General features: G+C 66.0%; 12 protein-coding genes and 1 tRNA gene. 1 reads left to right on the top strand and 12 read right to left on the bottom strand.

Annotation, left to right across the window (positions count from 1 at the left end; genetic code table 11):
- Window positions 1-45: 45 nt before the first annotated feature.
- The 6 genes from AC07OD_RS21450 to AC07OD_RS21475 all read right to left on the bottom strand — a co-directional run bounded on the left by AC07OD_RS21450 (window position 46) and on the right by AC07OD_RS21475 (window position 7,091).
- Window positions 46-1,449 carry an amidase gene (locus AC07OD_RS21450; RefSeq protein ID WP_492254709.1) on the bottom strand — a complete coding sequence of 468 codons (1,404 nt, stop codon included), beginning with the start codon at window positions 1,447-1,449 and terminating at the stop codon, window positions 46-48.
- 261 nt (window positions 1,450-1,710) lie between these two features.
- Window positions 1,711-3,201 carry an ABC transporter substrate-binding protein gene (locus AC07OD_RS21455; RefSeq protein WP_494597962.1) on the bottom strand — a complete coding sequence of 497 codons (1,491 nt, stop codon included), beginning with the start codon at window positions 3,199-3,201 and terminating at the stop codon, window positions 1,711-1,713.
- Window positions 3,202-3,304: 103 nt separating this feature from the next.
- Window positions 3,305-4,180 (bottom strand): ATP-binding cassette domain-containing protein, encoded by an 876-nt coding sequence (locus AC07OD_RS21460; protein WP_218293520.1) that lies wholly within the window; start codon window positions 4,178-4,180, stop codon window positions 3,305-3,307.
- Window positions 4,177-5,214 (bottom strand): ABC transporter ATP-binding protein, encoded by a 1,038-nt coding sequence (locus tag AC07OD_RS21465; protein ID WP_218341524.1) that lies wholly within the window; start codon window positions 5,212-5,214, stop codon window positions 4,177-4,179. The genes AC07OD_RS21460 and AC07OD_RS21465 overlap by 4 nt, the downstream gene beginning before the upstream one ends.
- 30 nt (window positions 5,215-5,244) lie before the next feature.
- Complete coding sequence (locus AC07OD_RS21470; protein WP_218293522.1) at window positions 5,245-6,123, bottom strand: ABC transporter permease; 879 nt, start codon at window positions 6,121-6,123, stop codon at window positions 5,245-5,247.
- 5 nt (window positions 6,124-6,128) lie between these two features.
- Window positions 6,129-7,091 (bottom strand): ABC transporter permease, encoded by a 963-nt coding sequence (locus tag AC07OD_RS21475; protein ID WP_494597963.1) that lies wholly within the window; start codon window positions 7,089-7,091, stop codon window positions 6,129-6,131.
- Between the two features lie 209 nt (window positions 7,092-7,300).
- Between AC07OD_RS21475 and AC07OD_RS21480 the strand changes: the two genes are divergently transcribed.
- On the top strand, window positions 7,301-7,558 hold the full coding sequence (locus AC07OD_RS21480; protein WP_218293524.1) for a YfhL family 4Fe-4S dicluster ferredoxin: 258 nt from the start codon (window positions 7,301-7,303) through the stop codon (window positions 7,556-7,558).
- Between the two features lie 106 nt (window positions 7,559-7,664).
- Here AC07OD_RS21480 and pth read toward each other — a convergent pair whose 3' ends face one another.
- From pth to AC07OD_RS21510, 6 genes are all read right to left on the bottom strand, one after another.
- Window positions 7,665-8,273, bottom strand: a complete 609-nt coding sequence (gene pth / locus AC07OD_RS21485) for an aminoacyl-tRNA hydrolase (RefSeq protein ID WP_218293525.1) — start codon at window positions 8,271-8,273, stop codon at window positions 7,665-7,667.
- 218 nt (window positions 8,274-8,491) lie between these two features.
- The gene (locus AC07OD_RS21490) at window positions 8,492-9,127 is read right to left on the bottom strand and encodes a 50S ribosomal protein L25/general stress protein Ctc (protein WP_218293526.1); all 636 of its coding nucleotides are present in this window, start codon (window positions 9,125-9,127) and stop codon (window positions 8,492-8,494) included.
- Window positions 9,128-9,289: 162 nt separating this feature from the next.
- Window positions 9,290-10,264 (bottom strand): ribose-phosphate pyrophosphokinase, encoded by a 975-nt coding sequence (locus AC07OD_RS21495; RefSeq protein WP_218293527.1) that lies wholly within the window; start codon window positions 10,262-10,264, stop codon window positions 9,290-9,292.
- 47 nt (window positions 10,265-10,311) lie between these two features.
- Window positions 10,312-10,388: transfer RNA gene (locus AC07OD_RS21500), tRNA-Gln, on the bottom strand.
- Between the two features lie 30 nt (window positions 10,389-10,418).
- Window positions 10,419-11,276: a 4-(cytidine 5'-diphospho)-2-C-methyl-D-erythritol kinase gene (gene ispE / locus AC07OD_RS21505; RefSeq protein ID WP_494597964.1), complete on the bottom strand. Its 858-nt coding sequence runs from the start codon at window positions 11,274-11,276 to the stop codon at window positions 10,419-10,421.
- A gap of 33 nt (window positions 11,277-11,309) precedes the next feature.
- The gene (locus tag AC07OD_RS21510; RefSeq protein WP_494597965.1) at window positions 11,310-11,726 is read right to left on the bottom strand and encodes a lipoprotein insertase outer membrane protein LolB; all 417 of its coding nucleotides are present in this window, start codon (window positions 11,724-11,726) and stop codon (window positions 11,310-11,312) included.
- Between the last annotated feature and the right edge of the window lie 60 nt (window positions 11,727-11,786).

Here is an 11,786-nt window from a genome sequence, read left to right on the forward strand (position 1 = left end):
GCCAACCCCTAGGTTACCAACATCCACCCCGCCGGGCCCTCGGGGTTAAGCCGCAGGCGGCAGCGGCCAGGCCTTTTGCGGCTCGCGGATCAGCTCGAACGCATGGGCCACCTGCAGCACGCCCAGGTCGTCGAAGCGCGCGCCGGCGATCTGCAGGCCGATGGGCAGGCCGCTGGCGGTGTAGCCGCAGTTGACCGAGGCCGCCGGCTGTTCGGACATGTTGAACGGCACGGTGAAGCCGATGTGCTCGAGCGGGCGCAGCGGGTCGTTGGTGGGCGAGGGCAGTTCGGCCTGGAAGGCGGGCATCGGCGCCACGGGCGAGATCACGTAGTCGAACGCGCTGCAGGCCTTGACCGTATTCACGCGCGTGAGGTGGAACTGGTGGCTGGCGTTGAAGACCTCGGTGCCGCTCATGCTGGCGGCGCTGTCGGCCCAGGTGCGGATATAGGGCAGCACCTTGTCGCGCTGCTGCGCGGGCAGGGCCTTCAGGTCGATGTGGGAGCGCATGCGCCAGAAGTGGTCCATGCCGTCGAGCATGGCCTGGGTCATGAAGGGCAGCATGGGCACGATGGTGGCGCCAGCGGCCTCCATCAGGCGGGCTGCGCGTTCCACGGCGGCCTTCACTTCGGGTTCCACCGGCAGGCCGCAGCCCGCGTCCAGCAGCAGGCCGATGCGCAGGCCGCGCAGGCGCTCCACGCCCTTGTTGAACTGGCTCCAGGCGATGTCCTGCGCTGGCAGGCTCATGCTGTCGCGCGCGTCCGGCTGGCTGAGTACCTGCATCATCAGCGCGGCGTCGGCCACCGTGCGGGTCATGGGGCCGGCGGCACGGCCGGTGTAGGGCGGGTCGATCGGGATGCGGCCCAGGCTGGGCTTCAGGCTGAAGATGCCGCACCAGCTGGCGGGCAGGCGCAGCGAGCCGCCGATGTCGGTGCCGATGTGCAGCGGCCCGTAGCCCGCCGCAGCGGCGGCACCGCCACCGGCGCTGGAGCCGCCCGGGCCCTTGCTCACGTCCCAGGGGTTGCGCGACAGTGGGTGGAAGGTCGACAGGCCCGAGGACAGCATGCCGTAGTCGGGCATGGTGGTCTTGGCCACGATGACGGCACCGGCCTCGCGCATGCGGGCGGCGGGCGGCGCATCGGCGGCGGCGGGCACGAGTTCGACAGCGGCGGTGCCCAGGGGGGTCGGGTCGCCTTGCGTCGAGATGTTTTCCTTGATGGTGCTGGGCACGCCGTCGAGCGCGCCCTTGGGCTCGCCACGCAGCCAGCGCGCTTCCGATTCGCGGGCCTGCGCCAGGGCGGCCTCGGGCCGCAGCAGGTAGGTCGCCTTTATGTGGGGCTCCCAGCGCCCGATGTGGGCCAGCACGGCCTGCGTGACCTCGACGGGCGAGAGGCGGCGCGCGCGGTAGGCGGCCAGGAGGTCGTGGGCGGGCAGGTCGTGCAGGGCGGTCATGGTAGAGAGATTTTTGATAAAAAAGGCTGATAACGCTTATGGATAAAGCGCTAGCAGCTATTGTTTCAGGAGCTATCTGCTCCCGAGCGTTTCAGCTATTCATTGCTCGGCGCGCCACCCACAGCCTCTGAAAAGGGCACGGCCCAGGCGCGGGCAGCCGAGCAAGGGCCGCCCCGCAGCGAGGGCTGCGTCCCCCTGCCCACATCGCGCAGCGATGTGAGAGCGGGGGGAAGGCCCGCAGGGCCTCAGGGGGGTGTCTCATCAACTCCAGGACAGCGTGGAGATGTCGTTCACGAACACGGGCATGTCTTTCCACAGGCCCTTGAGGTTCTTGTTGGCCACCGTGATCCACTGGTTGGAGTACAGGAACGCGTGCACCGCATCGTTGGCCAGCAGGCGCTGCGCGTCGCCCAGCAGGCGTGCGCGGTCAGCGGGGCGCGCGGCGTTCTTGATCTGGTTGAACAGCTCGTTGAACTTGGGCGAGTTGTAGGCCCAGTAGTAGTCGGGCTTGGCGAAGTTGCCCAGGTCGAACGGTTCCACGTGCGAGATGATGGTCAGGTCGTAGTTCTTGCTGCCGTAGGTGCCGGACAGCCACTGCGCCCATTCCACGTTCTGGATCTTGGCGATGATGCCGACCTTGGCCAGCTGGGCGGCGACCACCTCGCCGCCCTGGCGGGCGTAGGGCGTGGGCGGCAGCGTCAGGGTCAGCTCCAGCGGTGTCTTGATGCCGGCCTCGGCCAGCAGCTTCTTGGCCTTCTCGGGGTCGTAGGGGTTCACGCCCGTGGTGTCCACGTAGCCGAACGCGCCGGGCACGTAGTGGCTGCCGATGGGCGCGCCATAGCCGTCGCCCGCACCTTCGATCACGGCCTTGCGGTCCACGGCGGCGGCGATGGCGCGGCGCACGCGCACGTCGTCCAGCGGCTTCTTGCCGTTGTTGATCGCCAGGATGGTCTTGGCGCGCGAGCCGCTCACCACCACCTGGAACTTGGGGTTGCCCTTGAACTGCGGCACGCTGCGGGGCGTGACGCGCGGGAACGCATCCACGTCGCCGGCCAGCAGGGCGGCCACCTGGGCGGCGGGGTCGGAGATGAAGCGGAACGTGGCGCGCTTGATCTTGAGCGCCTTGGCATCGCGAAAGCCCTCCCAGGCCGTCAGCACCACGGAGGAACCCTTGTTCCAGGCCTGCAGCTGGTAGGGGCCGGTGCCCACGGGCTTGTTCGCGTTGGTGTCGGCGCTCTTGGGCTCCACGATGATGGAGGTGGCCTGGCCCAGCACGAACAGCAGGTCGGGGTCGATGTCCTTGTTGAGCAGCACGACGGTGTAGTCGTCCACCACCTGCGTGGTGAGGTTGGCGAAGGTGCGCTTGTCCTTGTTGGTGCTCTTTTCGCCGCCGGCGCGGTCGTACGAGAACTTCACCACGGCCGCGTTGAAGGGCTCGCCGTTCTGGAACTTCACGCCCCGGCGCAGCTTGAAGGTGTAGGTCTTGAGGTCGGGCGAGACCTCCCAGCTCTCGGCCAGCAGCGGCGACACGCTGCCGTCGGCGTTGATCTTGGTGAGCGTCTCGAAGATGTTGTACTGCACGATCTCGGCGATGGCCGATGCGGCGCCGGCCGTGGGGTCCAGGCCCGGGGGTTCGAGCGTCATGGCCAGCACCACGGCGTCTTTGCGGCCCTGCGCCAGGGCGCCGAGCGAGGTGGACAGGGGCACGGCGGCGATGGCGCCAGTGGCTAGGACGGTACGGCGGTTCAGCATGTTCGGACTCTCCAGACAAAAAAACCAGACGAAAGCCCCGGTGTCATTTCAATTTGTTACCGGGGAGCACAAAAGCTTTTTACACCATCGCGTGCGCATTTGGTTATGCGGTTTTTGCGGTGGCCGTGGCAGCGGCCGCCGCGGCGCGGCGTGCGCGCGCCCGGCCGGGCTGCACCTGCGGCACGGCGCCCACCAGCGACTGGGTGTAGGGGTGCTGCGCGTTGCGGAACAGTTCAGCCGGCGAGCCGCGTTCGACGATGCGGCCCTGGTACAGCACCACGACTTCATCGCACAGATGGTTGACCACCGCCAGGTCGTGGCTGATGAGCATGTACGTGATGCCGAACTCCTGCTGCAGGTCCTGCATGAGGTTCAGCACCTGGGCCTGCACGGACACGTCGAGCGCGCTCACGGGCTCGTCGGCGACGATGAGGCGCGGGCGCGTGATGAGCGCGCGCGCGATGGCGATGCGCTGGCGCTGCCCGCCCGAGAATTCGTGCGGGTACTTGGAGAGGTCGTTGGTGCGCAGGCCCACCTGGGCCAGCACCTGGCCGGCCTGCTCGCGCTGGGCGGCGCGGCTGGTTTCACCCTGGGCCTGCAGGGGCTCGGTCACGATGCGCTCCACCGTCTGGCGCGGATCGAGCGAGCCGTAGGGGTCCTGGAAGACCATCTGGAAGTCGCGCCGCGCGTGGCGCAGCTGCTCTGCGGGCAACTGGTGCAGGTTGCGGCCCTGCAGCTCGACGGTGCCGGAGGTCGGCGTGTCCAGCGCCATCACCAGGCGGGCCAGGGTGGATTTGCCCGAGCCCGATTCGCCGACGATGCCCAGGCTGCGGCCTGCAGCCACCGAAAAGCTCACGCCGTTGAGTGCATGCACCTTCCCCGGGGGCTGGAACAGATGTTCCCGCGGCAGCGTGTATTCACGCACCAGGTCTTTCACCTGCAGCAGGGGGGCGTTGGAAAGGGACGCCAGGGGGGTCATGCGGTCACCTCGACAATGTTCACCGCCTGGGCACTCTGGGCCTCGGCGATGGCCTCGCGGCGCAGGCAGCGCACCTCATGGTCGCCATCGGCATCGGTGGCCACCAGCGTGGCTTCGGGCCGATCGTGGTGGCAGGCATCCACGGTGTAGCTGCAGCGCCCGGCGAACGGGCAGCCGGCCGGCAGGTCCACGAGCTCCGGCACGGTGCCGGGGATGGTGGACAGGCGCGGGCGCTGGCCAGGTGCATGCACGGCGCCCAGATGGGGCCGTGCCGCGAACAGTCCGCGTGTGTAGGGGTGGGCCATGGCGGAGAAGACCGAAGCGGTGGAGCCGCTCTCGACCACGCTGCCGCCATACATCACCATCATGCGGTCCACGTTCTGCGAGATCACGCCGAGGTCGTGCGAGATGAGGATCAGCGCCATGTTGCGCTCGGCCACGAGGTCGCTGATGAGGTCCAGGATCTGCTGCTGGATGGTCACGTCCAGCGCGGTGGTGGGCTCGTCGGCAATCAGCAGGTCGGGCCCGCAGGCCAAGGCCATCGCAATGGTGATGCGCTGGCGCTGGCCGCCCGAGAACTGGTGGGGGTAGGCATCGAAGCGCTGCGCGGCGTGGGGGATGCCCACGCGGTCGAGCAGCGCCAGGGCCTCCGCGCGCGCGGCCGAAGCGCTCATGCCACGGTGCAGACGCAAGGGCTCGGCCACCTGGCGGCCAATGGTGTGCACGGGGTTCAGGGCTGTCATGGGCTCCTGGAACACCATGCCGATGCGGTTGCCGCGCATCTTGCACATCTGCGCATCGGTGCGGCCCACCAGCTCCTGGCCATCAAAGCGGATGCTGCCCGTGACCTGCGCGCTGTCGGGCAGCAGGCCCATGAGCGACATGGCGGTGATGGACTTGCCGCAGCCCGACTCGCCGATCAGGCCCAGGGTTTCTCCGCGCGCCAGCGAAAAGCTTACGCCGCGCACGGCGTCGGCGGGGCCTCGGTGGGTCTGCAGGCGGATGCGGAGGTTGGAGACTTCTAACAGAGACATCGTGGGATTCTGGTGGTCTGCTTGGCGGGATCAGCGCTTGCGTGAAAGGCGGGGGTCCAGCAGGTCGCGCAGGCCGTCGCCCAGCAGGTTCAGGCCCAGCACGGCCAGCGCGATGGCAACGCCGGGCCACACGGCCAGCAGCGGCGCCTGGAACATCAGGGTCTGTGCCTCGCTGAGCATGCGGCCCCACGAAGGCTGGGGTGGCTGCGTGCCCAGGCCCAGGTAGGAGAGGGCGGCTTCCGCCAGGATGGCGATGGCGAACTGGATGGTGGCCTGCACGATGAGCACCGACAGGATGTTGGGCAGCACGTGCTCGAGGGTGATGCGCCAGCCGCCCTTGCCGCAGGCGCGCGAGGCCATGATGTATTCGCGCGACCACACGGCGTTGGCCGAGGCGCGCGTGACGCGCGCGAAGGTGGGGATGTTGAAGATGCCGATGGCGATGATGGAATTGACGATGCCCGCCCCGAACACCGCCGTCATCATGATGGCCGAGAGGATGGCGGGGAACGCGAACGTGAAGTCCGCCAGCCGCATGATCAGTTCTTCCACCCAGCCGCGCTTGGCGGCGGCCAGCAGGCCCAGGGCCGTGCCGATGGTCAGGCCGATGCCCACGGCGATCACGCCCACCAGGATGGAGTTGCGCGCGCCCACCAGCAGCAGCGACGCGACATCGCGCCCGAAGGCGTCGGTGCCCAGCCAGTGGGTGCCGGATGGACTCGCCAGCTTGTTGGCCAAGTCCATCTCGTAGGGCGACCAGGGCGTCCAGACGAAGGAGAGCAGCGCAGCAAGGATCAGCAGCGCTGACAACACAGCACCAATGACAAAACTGCGGTGGCGCAGGGCGCGGTGCAGCCAGCCGGGGGCGGAGGGCGTGGAAGAGGAGGGGGTGGACACGGCGGCGCTCATGGGAATCAGATGTCGGAAGCCTTCACGCGGGGGTCGATCACGGCGTAGAGGATGTCCACCACGAAGTTCACGATCACCACCATGGCCGCGAGCAGCATCACGCAGTTGCGCACCACGATCAGGTCGCGGTTGGAAATCGACTGGAAGATCAGGCGCCCCAGGCCTGGCAGGTAGAACACGTTCTCCACCACGATGGTGCCGGCCAGCAGGTTGGCGAACTGCAGGCCCATGACGGTGACCACGGGGATCATGGCGTTGCGCAGCACGTGGCCCCAGAGCGCGGCGCGCTGCGACAGGCCCTTGGCGCGCGCGGTGCGCACGAAGTCCTCGCGCAGCACCTCCAGCACGGCCGAGCGCGTGATGCGCGCGAGGATGGCCGCCTGCACCACGGCCAGCGCGATGGCCGGCAGCAGCAGCGCCTTGAGAGCTTCCAGCGGGCCGCCGCCGGCGTCCTCCGTCCAGCCGGGGAAGCCGCCGGCGGAAAACCATTGCAGCTTCACGGAGAACAGCAGGATCAGCAGGATGGCGAACCAGAAGTTGGGAATGGCGATGCCGATCTGCGCCAGCCCCATCACGCCCACGTCGCCGAGCTTGTTGTGGCGCGCGGCGGCGTAGACACCCGCCGCGAGCGCCAGCACCGTGGTGATGACCATGGCCATGAGGGCCAGCGGCACGGTCAGGGCCAGGCGCTCCAGCACCAGATTAAGAACCGGGGAGCTGTAGGCATAGCTGTCGCCCATGTTGCCCACCACCAGGCCGCTGACCCAGTTCCAGTAGCGCAGGCCGGCGGGCTGATCCAGCCCCAGCTTGGCCGCCAGCGCGGCCACGGCATCGGGAGAGGCGTCGGGGCCCATCAGGATCTGGGCGGCGTTGCCCGGCAGGATCTCTAGCACCAGGAACACCACGACCGAAGCACCGATCAGCGTGGCCAGGAGGGTGATGAATCGCTTGAGGAAAAACAGGCCCATGGGAGGGTGGCGTCAGGAAAAAGGAGGAAGGCGCGAGTGCGTCAAATTAATGTGTATACACAGCATAACGGTAAAAACATCCCCGTCGGCGGTGGTGGGTTGCAGTGTCGCATGCAAGGCACATGCCACCATCGCGGGATAATACGGAGCATGAACTGCGCTGCGTACCTTCTGGCCCCTGCTTCCGGCTCCATGCCCAGGGAGGCCGTATGGCGCTGATGATCACCGACGAGTGCATCAACTGCGATGTCTGCGAGCCCGAATGCCCCAACCAGGCGATCTACCTGGGGCAGGAGATCTACGAGATCGACCCGAGCAAATGCACCGAATGCGTGGGGCACTTCGATGAGCCCCAGTGTGTGCAGGTCTGCCCCGTCGCGTGCATCCCCGTGAACCCGCAGCACGTGGAGAACCGGGAAACCCTGTGGCAGAAATTCCAGCGGCTGCAGGCTGCGCCGCCGGCCTGATTTCAAGCCTTGGAGGCGGTAAGCGCTTGTGTATTAGGCGTAGATTGCTATGAAATAAATAGCAATGACTGCCATGCCCTGTGGGCAGGGCCACGCCGCCAGGGGGTCAGTCTTCCGCGGGGCGGGGTGGCTTGGGGCGTGGCGGCTTGGTGGTGTGGATGAGCAAGGTGGCCTTGTCCATCTCCCCCGCCAGCATGGCCGGGTAGGCCTTCAGGGAATGGGCGATGCTGTCCTCGATCAGCGTGCGCTGGTCGGGCGAGGGTTTCTTGAGCACCCAGTTGGCGACTTCACTTTTCACGCCCGGATGGCCGATGCCCACGCGCAGGCGCCAGTAGTCGGGCGAGCCCAGCTGGCCGTGGATGTCGCGCAGCCCGTTGTGCCCGGCATGGCTTCCGCCGCGCTTGAGCTTGACCTGGCCGGGCGGAATGTCCAGTTCGTCATGCACCACCAGGATTTCTTCGGGCTGGATCTTGAAGAAGCGCGCCAGCGAAGCGACGGACTTGCCCGAGAGGTTCATGAAGGTCTGCGGCTCCAGCAGCCACACGCTCTGTCCATGCACCGTGGTGCGCGCGACCAGCCCGTGGTAGCTGCGCTCGGGCACCAGCGTGGCCTTGAGCTCGCGCGCCAGGGCATCGATCCACCAGAAACCGGCGTTGTGGCGGGTGGCCTCGTAGTCTGGCCCGGGGTTTCCAAGGCCTACAAACAGCTTGATCATGGGCAGGATTATCCGTGTGCGGCGGTGGTGCGAACTGCAAGGGGTGCGGAGCGGCTCCGCCGGGGAAGAGGGGTTTGCCCGGCAGCGGGACGGGGCCCGCCGGGCCGCGTCTTCCAATGAAAACGGCCCACGCAGGGTGGGCCGTTTCGGTGGCCAGCGTCGCCGGAGCGCGCTGGCCTTGGGGAAGAAGCAAAGGGTCGTCCGTGAAGGACGGCTGATTACTTCTTGCCCTTGCCCTTGCCCTTGGCGTCGGCCGCGGGGGCTGCTTCGGCAGGGGTCTCGACGACCACGACTGGAGGCACCACGGACACCAGAACGGGGTTGTTGTTCTGGCCACCACGGACCTTGGCCACCACGCCCTTGGGCAGCTTGATGTCCTTCAGGTGCAGGGATGCGCCCTTTTCCAGCTTGGACAGGTCCACAGCGATGAACTCTGGCAGGTCCGAAGGCATGCAGGTCACGTCCAGTTCGTTCACGATCGGGTTGACCATGCACTTGTCGACCTTGACGGCGTTGGACTCTTCAGCGCCGCTGTAGTGCAGTGGCACCTTCATGTGCAGCTTGGTCTTTTCGTCCACGCGCTGGAAGTCGATGTGCAGGACGAGCTGCTTGTAGGGGTGGTATTGCACGTCGCGCAGCAGGACCTTGGAGGTCGTGCCGGCCACTTCCATGTCCAGCACGCTGGAGTGGAAAGCTTCCTTCTTGAGGGCGTGCCACAGTGCGTTGTGGTCCACCTCGATGAGTTGGGGTTCGGTGGTGCCACCGTAGACGATGCCAGGCGTCTTGCCCGAATTGCGCAGACGGCGGCTCGCACCCGTACCTTGCTTGGCGCGCTCAAAAGCGACGAAGTTCATAACTAGCTCCTGAAAAGGACAGACCGCGACCAGTCTTGCCCTGTTGAAAAAAGCCTGCGGTGCCATTCCTGGCGGCAGGCCCATGCAATGCCCTCGAACAGGCAAGCCTCCCGAAGGAGGCCTGCACGCAATCCGGTCCGCAACGCTCCCGTGGGAAGCGCGTCAGAACAGGTTGTCCTGGTCCGAGAACAGACTCATCACCGACTCACCCTTGGCAATGCGCTGTATCGTCTCTGCGATCAGCGGTGCCACGGAGAGCTGGCGAATCTTGGTGCATCCCCGGGCGTTGTCGCTCAAGGGGATGGTGTTGGTCACCACCACTTCGTCGAGGGCGGAACCCTTGGCGATGCGTTCGATGGCAGGACCCGAAAAAATGGGGTGCGTGCAGTAGGCGTACACCTTCTTGGCGCCACGCTCCTTGAGCACTTCGGCCGCCTTCACCAGCGTGCCGGCGGTATCGATCATGTCGTCCATGATCACGCAGTTGCGGCCTTCGATCTCGCCGATCACGTGCATGACTTCCGACACGTTGGCCTTGGGGCGGCGCTTGTCGATGATGGCCAGGTCGCAGTTGAGCTGCTTGGCGAGCGCACGCGCCCGCACGACGCCACCCACGTCGGGCGAAACCACGATCAGGTCTTCGTAGTTCTTCTGGCGCAGGTCACCCAGCAGCACGGGCGATGCGTAGATGTTGTCCACGGGGATATCGAAGAAACCCTGGATCTGGTCGGCATGCAGGTCCATGGTCAGAACCCGGGCAACGCCCACGGCCTGCAGCATGTTGGCCACCACCTTGGCGGTGATCGGCACGCGCGTGGAACGCGGGCGGCGATCCTGGCGGGCATAGCCGAAGTAGGGGATCACGGCGCTGATCCGCTCTGCCGACGCGCGCTTGAGCGCATCGACCATGATCAGCAGTTCCATCAGGTTTTCGTTGGTCGGCGCGCAGGTGGACTGCACCACGAAAACATCCCGTGCACGCACGTTCTGTTTGATTTCTACGGTGACTTCGCCGTCGGAGAAGCGACCCACGTCGGCTGCACCGAGGGTGGTGCCGAGGTGTTGGGCGATTTCAGCTGCCATGCCAGGATTGGCATTGCCGGTGAAAACCATGAAGTCGGGGTGGTTGGCTTGCATGAGCGTCCCAGCAGTCTGAAAAAAAAGCCCGTACGCGAAAAGAAATTTGGCAGGGGAAGAAGGATTCGAACCTTCGCATGCCGGAATCAAAATCCGGTGCCTTAACCAGCTTGGCGACTCCCCTACACAGGTCAACTGCCGAAGGCAGCGAACCTTAATTCTCGTCTGATGCCCAGCCTGCCAGAGGATGGATCATCAGATTTTCACATGCCTTGACCTGCCAGCCCTCGGGGGCGCGGTCCAAATCAACTGCGTGTGACATTTGTGCAAACACCGCACTGCCTGAGCCTGTCATCCGGCCTTGCAACCCTCGCGACCTGAGCCATTCAATGGCTTCGGTGACTTCGGGACAGAGCGCTTGGGCAACGGGCTGCAAGTCGTTTCGACCGAAGTCAAAGTGTGCTGCAGCAAAGCCTAAGATTGTAGCACTATCTGAATCGCGTTTCAAACTTGGTGACGAAAAAATTGATTTTGTCTCCAAGCCTGCTGCGGGCTTCACGATGGCAAAGCGCGCCGGCGGCAGTTGGTGTGCTTTCTCAAGCGGCGTGATTGTCTCACCAATTCCTTCGACCCAGGCGTTGTGGCCGCGTAAAAAAAATGGAATGTCGGCACCCAGCGTCAATCCGATCTTTTCGAGTGCCGTGCGCGGCAGGTCCAGGCCCCACACCCGATTGAGGGCCAGCAAGGTGGTTGCGGCATCCGACGAGCCGCCGCCCATGCCCGCTTGCGAAGGCACGCTCTTCAAGACGCCGATGCGCGCGCCCTGGCGGCAGCCCGTGGCCTGCTGCAGGGCACGCGCCGCCTTGATGGTGAGGTCTATCTCCGGCAATGCGGGACCGATGTCTTCACGCGTGATCTCGCCTGACGCGCAGCGCTCGAAATGGAGCGTGTCGCACCAGTCGACCAGCATGAAGACCGACTGCAGCAGGTGGTAGCCGTCCGGGCGTCGGCCTGTGACGTGCAGAAAAAGGTTGAGCTTGGCCGGGGCCGGCACGTCATACAGGGCTTGCATGGCAACAAACGGTGCGCGAGGAGGGGATGCGGGCTAGCGGGTCAGGGCGATGCGCAAGGTGGCCTGTGGCACGGGGTCGTCCCGGTGCGCGACCAGCCGCCCCTGCTCCAGGGCGGAGAGGTCCGCTCTCCAGCCTGGCACCGTGGCTTGCACGCCCTTGAGCCAGCCAAACAGGGCCGCGACGGGGATGCGCGTGCCGGTCACATCCTGCAGCAGTGCATCCAGCGAATCGGAGGTGCGGGTCTCCTGCGCGCTGACGAGCTGCGCGTGCCCATCCTTCCAGTCCAGCTGCGCGATGCGGCTGCCCAGGGGGCTTATCAATGCAAGCCCCCCGCACTGGGCATTGCCGCGCAGCTCGAACATGGCGGAAAACGACTGCGATGCCTGCCCATCGACTTGCAGGGCCAGGCGACCGCTCCATGCGTCTTCTTCAGGAGCGGTTTTTTGCATCGGCTGCGCACAACCGGCCAGCCACAACGCGCAGGCAAGCCATGCGAGCAACACGGCGAA

Source organism: Acidovorax sp. GW821-FHT10E03 (genome assembly GCF_059415205.1).